General features: G+C 44.8%; 14 protein-coding genes. 2 read left to right on the top strand and 12 right to left on the bottom strand.

The window, feature by feature from the left end:
* Positions 1-356: 356 nt before the first annotated feature.
* The 6 genes from I3257_RS07570 to I3257_RS07545 all read right to left on the bottom strand — a co-directional run bounded on the left by I3257_RS07570 (position 357) and on the right by I3257_RS07545 (position 9,091).
* Positions 357-1,643 (bottom strand): FAD-binding oxidoreductase, encoded by a 1,287-nt coding sequence (locus I3257_RS07570; RefSeq protein WP_238049295.1) that lies wholly within the window; start codon positions 1,641-1,643, stop codon positions 357-359.
* Between the two features lie 17 nt (positions 1,644-1,660).
* Positions 1,661-3,121: a Na+/H+ antiporter NhaC gene (gene nhaC / locus I3257_RS07565; protein WP_238049294.1), complete on the bottom strand. Its 1,461-nt coding sequence runs from the start codon at positions 3,119-3,121 to the stop codon at positions 1,661-1,663.
* A 261-nt stretch (positions 3,122-3,382) separates the two neighbouring features.
* Positions 3,383-4,873, bottom strand: coding sequence for an aldehyde dehydrogenase family protein (locus I3257_RS07560; protein WP_238049293.1), 1,491 nt, complete (start codon positions 4,871-4,873; stop codon positions 3,383-3,385).
* A gap of 170 nt (positions 4,874-5,043) precedes the next feature.
* Complete coding sequence (locus I3257_RS07555) at positions 5,044-6,513, bottom strand: VOC family protein (protein ID WP_346014811.1); 1,470 nt, start codon at positions 6,511-6,513, stop codon at positions 5,044-5,046.
* 130 nt (positions 6,514-6,643) lie between these two features.
* The gene (locus I3257_RS07550; protein ID WP_238049292.1) at positions 6,644-7,915 is read right to left on the bottom strand and encodes an aspartate aminotransferase family protein; all 1,272 of its coding nucleotides are present in this window, start codon (positions 7,913-7,915) and stop codon (positions 6,644-6,646) included.
* Positions 7,916-8,143: 228 nt separating this feature from the next.
* Entirely contained in the window at positions 8,144-9,091 is a 948-nt protein-coding gene (locus tag I3257_RS07545; protein WP_060491374.1) for a LysR substrate-binding domain-containing protein, read from the bottom strand.
* Positions 9,092-9,667: 576 nt separating this feature from the next.
* Here I3257_RS07545 and I3257_RS07540 point away from each other — a divergent pair.
* Complete coding sequence (locus tag I3257_RS07540; RefSeq protein WP_201565330.1) at positions 9,668-10,867, top strand: sugar transporter; 1,200 nt, start codon at positions 9,668-9,670, stop codon at positions 10,865-10,867.
* Between the two features lie 120 nt (positions 10,868-10,987).
* Here I3257_RS07540 and arfB read toward each other — a convergent pair whose 3' ends face one another.
* The 6 genes from arfB to I3257_RS07510 form a co-directional block, all read right to left on the bottom strand.
* Positions 10,988-11,401, bottom strand: a complete 414-nt coding sequence (gene arfB / locus I3257_RS07535) for an alternative ribosome rescue aminoacyl-tRNA hydrolase ArfB (RefSeq protein WP_201502253.1) — start codon at positions 11,399-11,401, stop codon at positions 10,988-10,990.
* A gap of 75 nt (positions 11,402-11,476) precedes the next feature.
* Positions 11,477-12,316, bottom strand: a complete 840-nt coding sequence (locus I3257_RS07530) for a CoA ester lyase (protein WP_238049291.1) — start codon at positions 12,314-12,316, stop codon at positions 11,477-11,479.
* Positions 12,317-12,533: 217 nt separating this feature from the next.
* Positions 12,534-13,298 carry an SDR family oxidoreductase gene (locus I3257_RS07525; protein WP_238049290.1) on the bottom strand — a complete coding sequence of 255 codons (765 nt, stop codon included), beginning with the start codon at positions 13,296-13,298 and terminating at the stop codon, positions 12,534-12,536.
* 171 nt (positions 13,299-13,469) lie between these two features.
* Positions 13,470-14,252: an SDR family NAD(P)-dependent oxidoreductase gene (locus I3257_RS07520; RefSeq protein ID WP_238049289.1), complete on the bottom strand. Its 783-nt coding sequence runs from the start codon at positions 14,250-14,252 to the stop codon at positions 13,470-13,472.
* Between the two features lie 3 nt (positions 14,253-14,255).
* Positions 14,256-15,263, bottom strand: coding sequence for an NADP-dependent oxidoreductase (locus I3257_RS07515; RefSeq protein ID WP_238049288.1), 1,008 nt, complete (start codon positions 15,261-15,263; stop codon positions 14,256-14,258).
* 22 nt (positions 15,264-15,285) lie between these two features.
* Positions 15,286-17,091, bottom strand: a complete 1,806-nt coding sequence (locus I3257_RS07510) for an acyl-CoA dehydrogenase (protein WP_238049287.1) — start codon at positions 17,089-17,091, stop codon at positions 15,286-15,288.
* Positions 17,092-17,292: 201 nt separating this feature from the next.
* Here I3257_RS07510 and I3257_RS07505 point away from each other — a divergent pair, with 201 nt between their 5' ends.
* Positions 17,293-18,315, top strand: a complete 1,023-nt coding sequence (locus I3257_RS07505) for a helix-turn-helix domain-containing protein (protein WP_238049286.1) — start codon at positions 17,293-17,295, stop codon at positions 18,313-18,315.

Raw genomic sequence — 18,315 nt, 5'->3', positions numbered from 1 at the left:
ACTCCTGTAACTCCGACGAAAAAGGGTGAAATACGCCCAAATAGGCAAATAAAATCAGGCACAAATGAGGATGTCGGAGTACAGGCTCATGCGCTTTACCAGAATTGTTTTATATCGTGCTGGAAGTTGCAAGGTTTGTTCGCCACCATTCATAACGATAATGACTGGCAATGACAAAACTGTTAAACCCACGATAATGACTTAAAGATGATAGCATATCAGATAATAGAAAATAAATACTGATATTAATACGCTTTGGTAATCACACGATTGTTACGGCCTCTCTATCGCCGTCAAAGTCTGAATACCTTTATATTTAAAAACGGTAGAAAAAATCAGACGATGACTCAGCAAAGCTATCTAATTATTTTTAGACATTGACCTGCATGATATAAAGTCAGTCCCAACTCAGTAAAGCCAGATTTCATCCCGCCAAAAGAAACTTTTGCCTCTTCTAAGGTCTTAAATGGTAAGGGAATACTGGCTCTATTACCTGTCATTATATAATCTGCAAAGCACTTACCCATGAGCGTGCCTGTGGTAATGCCGCGTCCGTTATAGGCCGTTGCTGTCAGCAAGCCCTCGTCGGGCTCCATGACTCGAAAAATATGATCTTGCGTGAAGCCAAAGCTACCCGTCCACTCGTACTGCCACTTAAATGCTGGCAAATCTGGATAATAGCTCTTTTGCACCGCATTGGCCCATGATTGATAAAAGGATTTTGGTTTAAGCTGTGTACCACCCACCGTTCCCAATAATAGGCGATCATCGTCATCACGGCGAAAGCTAGACAAGGCCAAGCGTGTATCCCATGCCCCTGTTTTGTATGGCAAAATACGATCTGCCGCCTCGCCACTCAGTGGCTCAGATGCAATCTGATAGTAATAAACCAGATAAAATGTCTTTGTGATTTCTGTCCACTCGCCTTCGGTATAAGCGTTGGTCGCAATGATGACGCGATCGGACTTGACGCGAGATTTAGCGGTTCTTGTATACCAATGACCGTCTACTTTTTCTAGTGCTTCAACAGCGGAATGCTCATAAATAGTGACACCAAGACTGGTTGCTACTTTGGCCAGCCCTCTGACATAAGCCAGCGGGTTTATGGTACCAGCACGGTGATCGAGTAGTGCTTTATTGATGTTCTTAGTTCCACAATATTCATGGCACTTACTGCCGGTTAATACCTCAACATTCGCACCGCGGCGGCTAAGCTGCTCGTATCTAATATCGACATCGACTTCACCTTTAGCGTTATGTGCCATGTGGATATTACCGGCTTGAGTTGCTTGGGCATCGATATTATAACGCTTGATTAAGTCGAATACTAAGCTTGGCGCTTGTCCGAGGGCTTCAGTTAAACGCTCACCTGCCGCTTCACCTAGAGCAATATTTAAATCATCAGGGCGCGCCCAAGTACCTGCATTGACGAGCCCTACGCTTTTTCCTGAACCGCCACTGCCAATGGTATGGCTCTCTAAGAGGATAACTTTGACGCCTTTTTCTGCTAAATGAATCGCAGCTGATAACCCGGTATAACCGCCGCCTATGATACAGATAGTTGCTTCAGTATCGCTATTCATCTGGCTGTAAGTATCAATAATAGGTGCCGTAATATTCCACAAACATTGCTCTTGCAACATCTTATATTCCTTCTAAATTACACGTTGTCTACAGTGGAAAGCGTGCTTGTGTCGTTATTAACAATAGGTTCTTCACGGGGAATAAATTTATCTAAGAACACCCATAACAAACCAAATAGCGGCGATAACCAACAGGCAAAGGCGAATGGTGCATAAGTGATGGTCGCAATACCTAGTGTTGCCGCAACGAAACTACCACCCATGTTCCAAGGAATCAGAGGAGATAACAGAGTGCCAGTATCTTCAATAGAACGGGTGAGTGTCGTGCGTTTGTAGCCCATTTCTTGATATTTGTCTTTTAATAAACGGCCTGGCAATACCAGGGTGGTATAGACGTCACCGATGAGCGTACCGACACCAAGCGTGCTGGCATAAGTGGTCATTACTAGACCAAATCTCGATTTCACCATTTTATTAATTTTTGCCATGATGGCTTTTAGCGTACCGTAATGCTCAATTGAGCCGACGAAGGCTAAAGCAAAGATGGTCAAAGTCACGACCCACGTCATCGACATAATGCCGCCTTTAGACAGTAGCTGGTCAACGACAGCAAAGCCCGTTTCACTGACAAAGCCATTTTGTAAGACAGTAAAAATGTCGTGCACACCCACGCCTTGCATAAAAAACGCGACTAAGCCTGCAACCACCACACCTGATAATACCGTTGGAATGGCAGGCATTTTCATCACCGCTGCGATGACAACGACAACAGCCGGTAATAACGTAATGATGCTCAAGTTATAGTTGGCCGCTAGTGAGGTTTGAATTTCTTTAATTGAGGTTAAATCGACATTTTCTGTGCCGTAGCTCATACCGATCCACGCATAGATAATCAATGCAGTTACCATGGCAGGTACCGTCGTTGGCAGCATACCGCGGATATGTTCCCAAAGGTCAACACCAGCAGCGGCTGGGGTTAAGTTGGTGGTGTCAGATAATGGAGACATTTTGTCACCAAAAAAAGCACCAGAAACGATAGCGCCGCCCGTTAGTGACGGCGGGATGCCCAATCCTAGCCCAATACCCATCATGGCAAGACCAACCGTCCCAACCGTGCCCCAAGAGGTACCGGTTGCTACAGAAATAATGGCACAGATGATACAGACAGAGACTAGGAATGATGAAGGAGAAAAAACGCTAAAACCGTAGTATAAAATCGTGGGAACGGTACCAGCGATAATCCAGGCGCCGATAAGCATACCAACGCCCATCAAGATAATCATGGCCGGTAGACCAATTTTAACAACATTTAAAAAGCGTTGTTCCATGCCATCCCAGTCACGGCCACGCAGCTTCATAAACAAGCCGGTGATTAAAATACCGCAAGCTAAGGGAATGTGAGGGGTAAAATCTTTGAATACGAAAAACTGCACCATCAGAATAATGGCAGTCAACACCAAAGGTGCAATATCTAATAAAAAACTAGAAGACGGACCGTAGCCCTCTTTAGCTTCGTCATAAGGTTTATCATCCATCATAAGATACCTACCTTCCTTAGTAGTGGATACTGCTGTCATAGATATAACAGTAGTGGAAACAACCAATCCATGGCTGCTGATAATGCTAAAAAAGCGCTGAAAAGAGTACTGAAAAGGGAGTAAAAAAGCCTGTTTTTGATATCATGAATAGTTATTCATCACTTCCGCAGGCTTTATTACTAAAATAAAAATACTTGATGATTGGCTTGCTAAATAGGCGCTAAGCCTACTTAACAAGCATCACGTCACGTCACATTGTTATTAGCCAAAGTTGATGCCTTGCGCCAGTGGTAGCTCAGTTGAGTAGTTGACCGTATTGGTCTGACGACGCATATAAGCTTTCCATGCGTCCGAACCTGATTCACGACCACCGCCGGTTTCTTTTTCGCCGCCAAATGCGCCGCCAATCTCAGCGCCACTGGTGCCGATGTTGACGTTAGCGATACCGCAATCACTACCGCGGTCACTGAGGAAAGTTTCAGCTTCACGTAAGTCATTGGTAAAAATACAAGATGACAGCCCTTGTGGGACATCGTTTTGCATCGCTAGCGCATCGTCAAATTCTTTATAAGGCATGACATATACAATCGGTGCAAACGTCTCACTACGTGCCACGTCATTTTGCTCATCAAGCTCAACAATCGCCGGGGTCACATAATAAGCATCGGGGAATTTATCCATCAGCACCCGTTCGCCGCCCGTGACTTTACCGCCAGTATTGCGGGCTTTTTCTAACGCCGCTTGCATATTATTAAAGCTGTCTTCATCAATCAGTGGACCGACCAAATTGCCTTCAAGCGGATGGCCGATGCTCACCGTCTCGTATGCAGACTTAACGCGCGGTAAGATATCGTCTTTGACCGACTCATGAACGAACAGACGGCGTAAGGTGGTGCAGCGCTGACCTGCCGTTCCTACTGCTGAGAATAAAATGCCTCGTAGCGCCAAATCTAAATCAGCAGTGGGTGCCAAAATCATGGCGTTATTACCGCCAAGCTCTAGCAAGCATTTACCAAAACGCTCAGCCACTTTCGGTCCCACTTCTCGGCCCATGCGCGTACTACCGGTGGCACTGACTAAAGCGATGTCTTTGTTTTCAACCAACGCATTACCGATATCGGTTTTACCCAATATGATTTGCGATAAATGTGCTGGTGCTTCACCAAATTTTGCCAAGGCTTTTTCAAATAACGCTTGGCAAGCTAAGGCGACAAGTGGGGTTTTTTCTGAAGGTTTCCAGATGACAGGGTTGCCACAAACGATGGCCAATGCCGTGTTCCAAGACCAAACGGCGACTGGGAAGTTAAAGGCAGAGATGACGCCGATGACGCCAAGTGGATGCCATGTCTCACGCATGTGGTGACCTGGGCGTTCTGAGGCGATGGTTAGACCATAAAGCTGACGCGATACGCCCACGGCAAAGTCACAAATATCAATCATTTCTTGGACTTCGCCAAGACCTTCTTCTTTAATTTTTCCGGCTTCTAGCGATACTAAGATACCTAAATCTTCTTTGTGCTCACGCAGGACTTCACCCAACAGACGAATCAGCTCACCACGTTTAGGGGCAGGAACGACACGCCATTCTTGAAAGGCTTGTTTGGCATTTTGGATTTTAGTATCGACGTCGGCCACTGTATCTAACGTGACTTTACCGATGACTGAGCCATCAATTGGGGTGGTGACTTCAAAGTCGCCATTTTGATAGTGTGCTTCTTCTACGCCCATTGCAGACATATATTGCTTAATCATAATCAATCCCTTGCATATTGGTATAATGGTTTACTACGTCCTTGACTGACTTATAAAATTACCCTGCTACCTACTAAGTTGCAAAATAATAAATTTCTTGCAGTCATTCCTTTTTGGAATGACGTGCTAATAAGTCGGCTATAAGCTAGACATTTCTAGCCTAAATTTTACTAAACACTGACACTAAACAGGCACTGCTCAAGGCTTTGCGCCTGCATCGCTTCATACAATGCCATCTCATCATAAATGGCGGCGCCCAAATCACGCTCAAACTCTTGTTGGCTTGAGTAATCGTCATATTGGCTTGGCTGCGCCTCTTGCAGATTCGATTGAAAGATACCGGCGGCACTGACGGGCAAAAAATCCTCATAAACGATGGGTTCAATGCGAAGCACTTCATCATTAATCAGAGCAGTCAGCTTAGCATTAGGCAGTTTATTCAAATCATCAGTGCTTAAGGTGGCGGCCAACAACGCTTGACCGTCCTCAGAATCAAGGGTGCTATCCGTCAACTGGTAATAAAAATACGCCAGCCCCTCATCGTGTAGGGTTTGATAATCATCAGGAAAAGCGGTAAATACCTTGGTTAAAATTTGATTGTATTGAGCCGCATTGTCCTCATTTGGGGTAACACCAAGCTGGCGGCGAGCTTCGGCCAATAATTCATCATAAAGCGCGCGGCCCTTTTGCGTTAACGCCACACCGCGTTGTTCAATCTCTCCAAAGCGCGCGGTATGGTGCCCTTGCTCGTACTCTTCATGGCTAGCGTCTGCATTATTAGCAACTTTAAAGCCAACCGCTTCTTGTAGCGCTTTAAAACTGGTTTGCCTTAATAAGATAGGACACGCTCTACGCGGTGGCCCTTCGATGATGGCTTTTGAGGGTATGCCTCTTGCTTGCATGCCTTGTTGTACGGCATCAATATCCAATGTTCTAGGCGTTAAATGATTGATATGTGGACCCTTAAAGCCGACCACATCAGCGACGAGCGGATGCTGATTTAATAGACGCTGATAGAGCGCTTTTGCCACCGGCGTTTTATCATGCCAGCGAAATGTCTCTAGCGCTTCTTGTACAAATTGCTCTGCTTGCGCAGCAGTCAAGCCACCTTGCGCCTCAAAAATCTCAATGAGCTCAATAACGCCAGTAGTGAATATCTGACGCTGCGCCAGTGTGGCCGTGGCTTCTTGTTGTAAATTTTCATCGGCAATCAAATCTAAACGCAATAATGAGGTAAAAACGCGAAAGGGACTTTTATGTAAAGAATGCGAGTCAAGCGCGCGAAAAGCTGTTGAATGCACCGGCACGCCAGCAGGCGCTAAATCGTAGTAGCCGACAGGGTGCATACCCATCACGGCAAAAAGACGGCGCATCATGCTCAGCTCTGCTGCGGTACCCACTCGAATCGCCCCGTGACGCTCCATGCTTAGACGTTCAATCTCACCCGTATGTAGCAGTTGTGATTTAATATCGGGATGTGAGGTTAATACTTCGGCATTGACATCACTGACCAAATCAACCAAGTCGCCGTATAGCGGCACCTCATCTTGGTACATCGCTGACATGGCCATAGAGAAATGATGGCGGATATCATCGCTGCAGATAAAATCCTTATCTGGACTGACGCTACTATTTTTCACAAATAAACATCCTTGTAATAGAGTTAATAAATTTTTAGCTTAATAATAAGTATTTTATTTCGAGCATTTGGTTATGACGATGCGCTATCTATCCTAAGCACGCCTAAACATGCCTAAGCACTCCTAAACATTAAGCGGCAGGCAATCCATCAGGAAGCGCGATGAGCACCTCTTTTAGAATATCCAACCCTTCTTTTAGGGTGTCAGGCTCTATGGTGAGTGGCGGCAATAAGCGAATGATATGGCGATATTGCCCACTTGGCATCAGCAATAGACCACGCTCGCGTGCTTTGGTTAATACTTGCGCCATCACACTTGGATGCACATCATGCTCAGGATGGCGCAGCTCGATACCGCGCATCGCACCGATACCGGTAAGACCAAATAACCAAGGTGAGATACCTTCTTGCTGCCATTGGCTGATGGTCATCTCAATTGTCTGGGCATAATGCTTGGCTGACTGCCAAACGTCATCGGCTTGCATGATATCAAGCGTGGCATTGGCAGCGGCGCAAGCAACTGGATTGCCAGAATAGGTACCGCCCAAACTGCCTTTAGGCAAACCATTGACCACACTAGCCTTTCCTATGACTGCGCCTAATGGCAAGCCGCCTGCGATACTTTTGCCAAGTAAAATAAGGTCAGGCTCAATCCCTAAATGGGTAAAAGCAAACGGCGTACCCGTACGACCGTAGCCAGATTGGATTTCGTCCATGATGAGTAACATGCCGTGCTCATCACAAAACTTACGTAGATACTGCGCAAAGGTGGGCGATAACAACTGAAAGCCGCCTTCTCCTTGTACAGGTTCGACGATGATGGCACCGATATTATTGATATCGGTTTCTACCATAAATAAACGCTGGAGCGCATCAATCCCTTGCTCGTCGCTGATATTGTTATCGGGACTGGGGAAAGGAATGTGATAAACGCCGCTCCCTAATGCACCAAGCCCGCGCTTATAAGGCGCGACCTTACCATTGAGATTGACGGCAGCCAGTGTGCGCCCATGAAAGCCACCATCAAAGGCAATGACACCCGTGCGCCCTGTCTTTAGACGAGCGATTTTTATGGCGTTTTCAGTCGCTTCTGCACCGCAGTTAGTCAGCATGCCTGCCAGTTCGCCGTTGATAGACACCAGCTCACATAATCGCGGCATAAAGCTTTGATACGGCTGATGCGCTGCCGCATTGTAGGCATAGTGAATCAGCGCCTGGGCTTGCTGAATGATGGCGTTAACGATGTGAGGGTGGCAATGACCAAAGTTTAAAACACCAATACCACCGACAAAATCGATATAGCTCCGGTCATTGTCGTCCCAAACTCTGGCGTTTTTGCCCTTGATGAGCGTGAGCGGATGCACCATCGTAAAGGCATCGGTCACGTTATAAAGCTTGTCCATGATGAATCTCTATCTCTTCCTTGAGTTAGACTCATTTCAACAAAACATCATTCCGGCAGCAAACGAATAATAGTTGTGGTGGCATTCCTTTTTGTCATTACCAGTAAATTAACTCCCTAAACGAATCTTTTAAAAACAAAAAAACTGCGTATTAAGGCAGTTTTTTTTGTTTAGCTTGTTAAATTCTCACAGCAGATAACTTTGTAGGATAAAATAATAAGATATAAATTATAAAGCAAGCCCTAACGCCTTTTCACGCTGATCTGAGATTGTTAAATAAGCCGTAATCCATTCTAAAACTGCTTTGACCTTATGCGATTGTCCCGAAGAAACAGGATAAGTCACATAATAGCTGCCGCGACCCTTTGCCGCATAATCCCACGCCATGACTAAAGCGCCTGATTGTAGCTCAGGCTCAACCAAACGCAACGGCACCAAGGCTATACCATAGCCCAGTAAGGCGGCAGAGATGCAAGCATGAAAAGTCTCAAAACGTGGTCCTACAAAGGTGCCGTCGACGCTGATATCTTGTTGCTTAAAGTACTCATACCACGCACTTAAACGCGAGCTTATTTGCAATAGGACATAGTCATCTAAACACTCGGTACTCAGTGTTTTATCTCGCAAATACTGCGGCTGACAGACCGCAACGCAATATTCATCGAACAATTTTATGGCCTCCATATTGCCCCACATGCCATCGCCATATAAAAAAGCAATATCAACATTTTGGTCTTCAGAAAAAAACGGCCCTACCAGCTCTTTGATATCTAGGTTGATAAGCCGATATTTTTGACTAAAGCCACTGAGTGCTGGAATCAACCAACGGGCACAAAATGTCGGATGCGAGACAATTTTTAGCAGCTCAGTATTACTACTATGCGACATCAAATTGGTGGTTGCCACCTCGATATGTTTTAAAATCTCTAACACTTCAAGATAATATGACTTGCCAGCAGGGGTCAATGAAATCCGGTGCGGCGTCCGATAAAACAAAGACAGGTTTAGCATCTCCTCCAACTGCGCCACTTGCTTACTGATGGCGCTTTGGGTCATGTGCATCTCTTGCGCGGCATTGGTAAAACTCAAATGACGAGCAGCGGTCTCAAAACATTGCAGCGCCGTTGTTGAAGGATATCTTCTAAAGGCTAATGGTTTATTGGTGTCTGTTTTCATAGATTGCTTTTCTTTTATTCCATATTAGGGCGTGTCCTTAATTCACTCGATAGTCATCTAAATGGGTTAAAAATGGCTAAATCTTGCCAAACATCGTCAAATAGCTTGTTAATATCTCGATATTATCTACGCTATTCTTCTTGTTTGACGGCAATTTATCTCATTTTTATCGCCATTTTTGAAATGAAGACACGCCCTAGTAAAATATCAATGATTATTTAAAATCACGTTATCAGGCATTCCTAGCCTATGGCGTCATCATACCTATATTCAAGCGTAAATAGCGATACCTCACTATAAGCACTATGTAACTGACACTGATGTCATCATTAGATTTACTTAACCATTCAACCAATTATTCGGTCGCTAATTTTAAAGACTCTCCTACAAAAAACACCGTCGATTCCTGATAAAATAGTAGGGTCTGATGATAGGCTCTGACATACCGCAACTGATTTGCTATCTTGCCCTCCTCTTTTTCATCATTACGACCTATGCCGCCGTTATTCTTAAACTCATGAATTATTTTTCAGCTAATTTGCACTATTAGCGCCTTCTTTATTTGTATTGGATCATATGAAACATAACCTTGAGGTGAGCGCAAATGCTCGCCGAACTCAGTATTTCCAAGTATTCTTAATGGGCGTCAGCGCCTTTATTATGAATACCACCGAATTTGTCCCCGTTGCCCTATTAAGTGATATTGCCCAAGATTTTTCCATCACTACAGCAGAAACTGGCTGGATGTTGACGCTGTATGCGTGGATTGTCGCGGCGATGTCATTGCCATTGATGCTACTTACCAGCCGCTTTGAGCGCAAAAGCTTACTTTTGGGCTTGTTTGTGGTTTTTATTGCCAGCCATGTGTTGTCAGTATTTGCTTGGAGCTTTGATGTATTGCTGATTAGCCGAGTGGGTATTGCGCTATCACACGCGATATTTTGGTCCATCACCGCAGCGATTGCGATACGGGTGGCACCAGAAGGCAAAAAAGCACTGGCACTTAGTGTACTTGCGACCGGTACTTCATTGGCGATGGTGCTTGGCGTGCCACTAGGGCGCTTAGTCGGTCAATGGTTTGGTTGGCGGGCAACCTTTGGCGGTATTGGCGTGATTGCTTTTATCGTCTTTATCTTGCAAGCAAGGCTATTGCCAACATTGCCGAGTATGTTTGAAGGCTCGTTTAGAAAGATTCCAGAATTGCTTAAAAACCCTTTATTGGTTTGTTTGTATCTGCTTATTTTACTGGTCTTTACCGCTCACTATACCGCTTACTCGTATATCGAGCCTTTTATGCGGCAGGTTGGCGCAATCAGTGAAAACGCCGCGACTGTTGTCTTGCTATTATTTGGAGTGGCAGGGATTGCCGGCAGTGTGATATTCAGCCGCTGGGGCGATCGTTTTAATACCAGATTGATGCTGATATCGATCATATTAATGCTGATATCTATGCTGGTGCTATTGTTTGCCGTGACCTCTATCTGGGCACTGAGTTTCATTGCGTTACTGTGGGGCGCGGCGCTTATGCTGCTGATTATTTCTATGCAAGCAAAGGTCATCATGGTCGATGTCACGGCGCAAGACATGCTGATGTCGATGTTCTCAGGGATTATCAACTTAGGCATTGGCGCAGGTGCGCTGTTTGGTGGTTATGCAGTAACGCATATTTCCATATCGAGTGTGGGCTATGTTGGCGCAGCTATCGCCAGTGTGTCGCTGCTGTTGATGTTATTTATGATAAAGCGCTTTCCTGAGTTAAGTAGAAGGCTTGGTTAAGCAAAAGACTGAGATAGCTAAAAACCTAATAGTAAATAAGACTATAAAAAATGCCAGCTATTTAAATGGGCTGGCATTTTGCTTTCTCGTTCATTTAAAAATAAGAAATAAGCCACCCATTTAAAAATTCACTTTACCGCGTAAGGCTTTTGTTTTACCGCGCTGAATCTTTGCATCAACGCGTTTACGCTTGGCATTTCTGCTTGGTTTGGTTGGTCTACGAGTTTTATTGACGTAGGTAGCTTTGGTGATAAAGCTTTGCAGCCGCTCAAAGGCATCTATCTTATTGCGCTCTTGCGTACGAAACTGCTGCGCTTTAAGCACAAACACGCCTTCTTTGGTGATTCGGCTGTCTTTACTGTCTAATAAACGCTGCTTGTGCTCATCACTTAGGCTTGAGGTATGGATATCAAAACGCAGATGAATCGCAGATGAGACTTTATTGACGTTTTGCCCACCTGCCCCTTGTGCCCGTATGGCACTAATCTCAACATCACTATCATTCAGACTAATGGTATTACTAATAAAAATCATAGAGCTCTTTTTAAATCATAAATAAGTATGATGAATAATAAACCATTATTTGCTTCCCTGCTACTTCGTCAATAACTAAGCTAATAGCTGGCGACAGCGCGCAATCACTGGCGCGTCTACCATTTGACCATCTATCTCAAACACTGCCTGTCCACTGCGCTCATACTCCTCAACCACACGCTGAGCAAATGATAGCTCACTCTCTGTCGGCTTAAGGGCGCGCTGCACAACAGCCACTTGTTTGGGATGAATACACAGCATTCCTGACATACCCATCTGTGACCATAAACTTACTCGGGCACTTAGTCCTATCTCATCATTAAAATCAGGATAGACCGTATCGATGGGCGCTGCTAACTTATGTACTTTAGATATCAAAACCAACTGATAGCGAATCTGATTGGCGACGATATCAGCAGCAGGCGTACCTACTTGCACGTGCAAATCATTGCATAAATCTAAAAAACCATAGCTGAATCCGACCAAGCCTGACACTTTAGCCATCGCATCAATATAGTATAACCCAACCGCACTTTCTATCAGTGCAATAATAGGTAAGCCAGTACCCAGATAGGCTTTCTGTATATCTGATGCTTGCTCCGCCTTGGCCAGTACGATTCCTACAAGATTAGGCATCTGCTGACACAGCGCGATATCTTTTATAAATGCATCACTGCCTGCTCTATTAATACGTAGCCAAATCGGCTGATAATCTACACTGTCATGATATTGTTGTAATGCTTTGCGGGCGTCTGCTTTATCTTCTGGCGCAACAGCATCTTCTAAATCGACAATAACCGCACCTGCGCCACTAGCAAAGGCTTTCGCTACTCTGTCGATGCGAGTCGCTGGCACGAATAGCCATGTTTTATTTTGAGAAATTATATTTATTTTATGATTGATCACTGAATTCATGCTTGATTCCCATATTATTCAAGTAGCTGTTAATACCTTTATTATGCCATTACACAGCCTATTTTTACTTTAAATTAATAATCTATCGATGCAATGACACTAAGCGTATTTAGACACTCGATCAAAAATCAAATCGAAAAAAAACCGCATGAAAAGAAATCTCATGCGATCTTTAATAGTAAGTTTTTCTTTCAACTTATATGCTGTAGTTTGCTGATTAAGCTAACATACCACCATCGACGACGATGGTCGCGCCCGTGGTATAACTTGATGCATCAGACACTAGATATAATACCGTGCCAGCCATCTCATCAGGATTCGCAACACGTCCTAGTGGAATAGCATGTAGCGCCATTTTTAACACTTTATCATTGGTGGTTAAGGCCGAGGCAAACTTAGTATCGGTTAAGCCTGGCAGTAAAGCATTGACGCGGATATTAAGTGGGCCACACTCTTTGGCAAAAGCTTTAGTCATGCTAATGACCGCCGCTTTGGTGATTGAATAGATGCCTTGCTTGTCGCCCGCTACTAAGCCATTGACCGATGCGGTATTTAAAATCACCCCGCCGCCCTGCTCGCGCATCATTTTTCCAGCGGCTGTTGACATAAAGAAGTAACCACGGATATTGACTTCAACGGTCTTATCAAAAGCCGCTAAATCTGTATCTAAGATATGACCATAATATGGGTTGGCTGCGGCGTTATTCACTAGGATATCGATTTGGCCAAACTCGCTTTTGATATGCTCAAAAATCGCGTCAATCTGCGCCATCTCGCCCACGTGACAAGCAAAGGCACTAGCTTTATGACCATCTGCGATGATGCTATCGGCCACTGCTTGGCACGCATCAATCTTACGGCTAGAGACGATAACATGTGCACCTCTTGAGGCCAAAAGACGAGCGATAGATTCGCCAATACCGCGGCTAGCGCCAGTGACCAAAGCAATCTTGCCCGTTAAATCAAATAAATCTTTCATCATTGTTCCTTATATTTTTATCAACTTTATATTTTCAATCATTCTTGAGCGCTGAATTCATCTATCCAAAACAGGTATCTAAAATTGGATAACTAAACGCAGGTAATCGCTGTCATATCTAACAGCGATTATTGAGCACCAACGAATTGAATAATAAGCGCTCAATTGTCACGGTTACGCTAGCATACCACCATCAAGTGTAAAGGCATGACCGTTCATAAAGGTACTCTCATCGCTTGTAAGCCATGCAATTGCGGCAGACACTTCGTTAACGTCTCCCAAACGGCGCATCGGACTGGCCTTAACCGTTGCTTGCTGCGTACGCTCATCCATCGTTGCCATGGTATTGCGTACCATTGGCGTATCGATGAAGCTTGGGCAGACCGCGTTAAAACGAATATTGGCGCGCGCGTACTCATGGGCAGCGGACTTGGTCAGACCCATAACGCCGTGTTTAGCCGCACTGTAGGCTGAGATCATCGGTGCTGAACGCAAGCCAGCAATAGATGCTACGTTGATCACATGACCACCACCATTAGGTAGCATACAGTTGACGGCGGCGCGCATACAGTGCCAAACACCTTTTAAATTCACGGCGATATTGCGATCAAAGTCATCATCGCTTAGCTCATGCATTGGCGAAGGCTTATGGTCGATACCAGCATTGTTTACCACCACATCTAGACCGCCAAGCGTTTCCACTGCAAAGTCGAACAACGCACGTACTTCATCACCGCTGGTCACGTCTACTTTTTTAAATACGACACTGTTGCCAGCGTCTTGAGCTTGCTGGGCAACCGCAGCCCCCATCTCTTCTGCCATATCACCGATCACGACTTTTGCGCCGCGACTGGCTAGTAATAGAGCGCTTGCTGCACCGATACCAGAGGCACCGCCAGTAATCAAAATTCGTTTGCCCGTTACATCTGATGCAATTCCGTTTGTATTCAGTGTCATGATCTATCCCTCTACCTTAAGTACTAGTTTGCCGAAGTTTTCACCGTTAAAGAGCATCATTAAGGTATCTGGGAACGTCTCGATGCCTTCAACGATATGGTCTTTTACTTTCATATCACCTGACTGAATCCAGCCAGCGATGTCTTTCATGGCGACTGGATATTCTTTGAGATTATCGAATACCACGATGCCTTCCATGCGGGCACGATTGACCAATAATGATAAATAGTTCGATGGGCCTTTGACTTCTGTGGTGTTGTTATACTGACTAATCGCACCGCAAATAACGATACGCGCATGCAGATTGATTTGTGTGAGCACGTCATTCAAGATATCGCCGCCTACGTTGTCAAAGTACACATCGACGCCGTTAGGACAGGTTTTCTTCAGTGCTTTTTTCACATCTTCGTTTTTGTAATCAATCGTCGCATCAAACCCAAGCTCATCGACTAAGAATTTGCATTTTTCAGCACCGCCCGCGATACCAACAACTCGGCAGCCTTTTATTTTGGCAATCTGACCAACCAAACTACCGACAGCACCAGCAGCGCCAGAAACAACCACAGTCTCGCCAGCTTTTGGCTGACCTGTTTTTAGCAAACCAAAATACCCTGTCATACCTGGCATACCGAGCACGCCCAAGTAATAAGACAATGGTGCCAATTTTGGATCAACTTTATACAGATTGACGCCATCACTGACCGCATATGACTGCACGCCATCGTGACCTGCAACATAGTCACCAACCGCAAATTTCTCATGCTTGCTTTCAATCACTTCGCCCACAGTACCAGCACGCATGACGTCACCAATCTGTACCGGTGCAATATAAGATTTGGCAGCGTTCAACCAACCACGCATCGCCGGATCGATAGAGATGTATTCAACCTTAATCAGTAGCTGACCATCGGTGATAGTCGGTATTTCTGTTTCGGTATAATCCCAAGTCTCGGCACTAGGCTCGCCTACCGGTCTTTCTTTTAATCGCCACTGTTTATTAATTTTTGTCATGTCTCTTTCCTTAGAGTTATCCTTAGAACCATTCTGTTTGCATGTCAGTGCAAACCGAGTTGGTGTTGGTTAATAATTCGATGTCGCGTTTGACCAAAGGTAATTCCCAATCGATAAAATACTTTGCTGCTTGTATCTTGCCTTTGTAGAAGTTCTGCTGCTCAGAATCTTGCGTGGTGCTTAGTAACTGCTCCGCTTTACTCGCTTGACGAATCCAAATCCAGCTCAGCACAATTGAGGCAAAGATATTCATCAGTGCTTGCGCGTTGCCCGTCAATGTCACGGCTTCTTCAGTTTGTAAAACTTTGCTGAGATGCACAAGCACTTCATGCAAGTGACCCATATAAGGCATCAGCTTACCTGCAAGTTGGGCGCTCTCAGTTGTAGTGATATTTTCTAGATCTTTTGTGATTTCACGTTTGAGGATTTGGATGCCTAACCCACCTTTTTGCCACAACTTACGAAATGACAAATCCAATGCCTGCACGCCATTCGTGCCTTCATGAATAGGATTTAGGCGATTGTCACGCCACAACTGCTCAGCCTGATACTCACGCGTATAGCCTGCACCGCCCAATACTTGGATACCCAAATCATTAGCTTTTGGCCCATACTCAGATGGCCATGCTTTTAATACTGGCGTGAGCAGGTCTAATAATTCTGTTAGCTCATTTTTTAAAATTTCGTCTTCACAAGTGTTGATACGGTCAATCAGGTTTGAGCCATATAGACATAATGAAATGCCGCCTTCAGAGTACGTTTTTTGCGCCAGTAGCATTCGCTTTACGTCACCATGATTAATGATGGCAGTTGCCGCATCTTCAGGCTTGTTGTTCGGGGCGATTCTGCCTTGCGTTCTGTCTTTGGCGTAATCTAGCGAATACTGATAGCCACGATAGCCAATCATCGCTGCACCAAAACCAACAGCGATACGTGCCTCATTCATCATTTTGAACATATAGCGTAGGCCGAAATGCTCTTCACCGATCAGATAACCATGGCATGCGCCTTCATCGCCAAAGCTCAATGCCGTCGATGTCGTGCCTCTATAGCCCAGCTTATGAATGAGTCCTGTTAAATGTACATCGTTGCGTTCGCCGACCGATGCATTATCATTTAGACGATATTTAGGTACCGCAAATAAGGAGATGCCTTTGACGCCGCCTGGACCACCTGGCACCTTTGCCAATACGAGATGGACGATATTGTCAGACAGTTCGTGATCGCCGCCTGAGATATAAATCTTGCTGCCTTTGACGCGGTAAGAACCATTGTCTTGTTTTACCGCAGTGGTTTTGATATCAGCAAGTGACGAACCTGCATGTGGCTCTGTTAATGCCATCGTTCCGGTGAATTCACCTGTCAGCATGCGCGGCATAAAGGCGGCTTTAATCTCGTCACTGGCAAAGTGTGAAATCACATTAATTGCAGCAGTGGTCAAAAATGGATAAGCAGTGGTTGAGGGATTGGCAGCCATAAAGTAGCCTGCCACGGCTGTCATGACTGTTTCGGGCAGCTGCATGCCGCCGTCTTCAAAACTATAACGACCTGCAATAAACCCTGACTCACGGAATGCATCAAAAGCGACTTTTACATCACTTATCATGCTGACTTTTTTGCCATCAAACTGTGGCTCGTTCTTATCTGCTACATGGTTATGCGGCAAAAACAATTGGGTCGCAATTTTATTGGCCGTATCCAATACGGCGTCAAACGTTTCGCGGCTATGTTCTGCAAACTTAGCATGCTTGGTTAAATTTTCAGTGCCCAATACATCATATAATTGGAACGGTAACTCAAAGTCATTGATGAGCGTATCTGCTGCCATAGTATTCTCGTTAACTGATTAAATTTGGTTGTCAATCGATATTAATCTAATTTAACGTCTTACCGTATTGTCATTTATGACATAATTATGGTCAAATACGACATAAATACTACTTGTATTCAGAAAATTCAGATAAAAAATCGGTATTTTTGTTCAGAAAAATAAAATTTAGTCAACGAAGTAACAGGAGAATAGACATCTATGCCTTATTTCAAACCCTTTAAAGTCATTATTATCGGATTCGATGGTGTGCTCGGCAGTGCATTGACAGGTGCGTTAGATTTGTTTTCATTTACGGGTGTCAGTTGGCAACGATTTTTAGATGAGCCAGTAGAGCCACGGTTCAATGTGCAGATAGCAAGCGTTGGTGGCGTAGATATCAGATGTAGCAACCGCTTAATCATGCAAGCACATTGCGATATTCAGGACGTGGCGGAATGCGACTTGCTATTGATTCCAACGATTGGTGATTCAATCGATAAGGTACTGAGCCGAAATGCAGGGTTAATACCCCATCTAACGCGGTTGGCAGACACTAAATCAGATATTGCCAGCAACTGTAGCGGTGCTTTCTTTTTAGCAAAAGCAGGCTTGCTCGATGGCAAAGTAGCGACAACTCATTGGGGCTATGCTAGTAAATTCAAAGCAGATTTCCCACTCGTTGATTTACAAGAGAATCAGTTTGTCACTCATTCAAAAAGCAACTCAACAAACCTATCAGGCAATATATTTTGTGCGGCAGGCGGTAGTGCCTTTTATGACTTAGGATTGTTATTAATAGAGCGCTATTGTGGGCGGGAGATTTCTACACAAGTAGCAAAAACTCAGATTATTGATAGTAAGCGAGGCAACCAAAACAGCTACACCAATGTGACCTTGCATAAGCCGCATTCAGACCAACTGATCAAGCAGGTACAAGAGTTCATTGAGGAAAATTTTTATCAGACTATTCAGGTGAGTAAATTGGCTGCCATGGTCAATATCACCCCGCGGACATTAAACAGACGCTTTCAGTCTGCTGTTGCTATGCGCCCGATTGAGTATATTCAGGCCGTCAGAATTGAGCAGGCAAAACGCCTGCTAGAATTGGGTGATGTGACCATAAAATCGCTTGCCGAACAAGTGGGATATGATGATATTTCATCGTTCACACGCCTATTCAAACGTGCAACAGAGCTAACCCCCAAAGAGTATCAAGATAAATTTTCGCGGTTAGCGATTTAG

This window comes from Psychrobacter sp. Ps7 (assembly GCF_022129225.1).
In the GTDB taxonomy this organism is placed as follows: domain Bacteria; phylum Pseudomonadota; class Gammaproteobacteria; order Pseudomonadales; family Moraxellaceae; genus Psychrobacter; species Psychrobacter immobilis_A.
This window is presented reverse-complemented; position numbering and strand designations above follow the sequence as displayed.

Coding starts and splice junctions, on each gene's coding strand:
- I3257_RS07570 (WP_238049295.1), bottom strand. CDS start 1,643: ATGTTGCAAGAGCAATGTTTGTGGAATATTACGGCACCTATTATTGAT.
- nhaC (WP_238049294.1), bottom strand. CDS start 3,121: ATGATGGATGATAAACCTTATGACGAAGCTAAAGAGGGCTACGGTCCG.
- I3257_RS07560 (WP_238049293.1), bottom strand. CDS start 4,873: ATGATTAAGCAATATATGTCTGCAATGGGCGTAGAAGAAGCACACTAT.
- I3257_RS07550 (WP_238049292.1), bottom strand. CDS start 7,915: ATGGACAAGCTTTATAACGTGACCGATGCCTTTACGATGGTGCATCCG.
- I3257_RS07545 (WP_060491374.1), bottom strand. CDS start 9,091: ATGAAAACAGACACCAATAAACCATTAGCCTTTAGAAGATATCCTTCA.
- I3257_RS07540 (WP_201565330.1), top strand. CDS start 9,668: ATGAAACATAACCTTGAGGTGAGCGCAAATGCTCGCCGAACTCAGTAT.
- arfB (WP_201502253.1), bottom strand. CDS start 11,401: ATGATTTTTATTAGTAATACCATTAGTCTGAATGATAGTGATGTTGAG.
- I3257_RS07530 (WP_238049291.1), bottom strand. CDS start 12,316: ATGAATTCAGTGATCAATCATAAAATAAATATAATTTCTCAAAATAAA.
- I3257_RS07525 (WP_238049290.1), bottom strand. CDS start 13,298: ATGATGAAAGATTTATTTGATTTAACGGGCAAGATTGCTTTGGTCACT.
- I3257_RS07520 (WP_238049289.1), bottom strand. CDS start 14,252: ATGACACTGAATACAAACGGAATTGCATCAGATGTAACGGGCAAACGA.
- I3257_RS07515 (WP_238049288.1), bottom strand. CDS start 15,263: ATGACAAAAATTAATAAACAGTGGCGATTAAAAGAAAGACCGGTAGGC.
- I3257_RS07510 (WP_238049287.1), bottom strand. CDS start 17,091: ATGGCAGCAGATACGCTCATCAATGACTTTGAGTTACCGTTCCAATTA.
- I3257_RS07505 (WP_238049286.1), top strand. CDS start 17,293: ATGCCTTATTTCAAACCCTTTAAAGTCATTATTATCGGATTCGATGGT.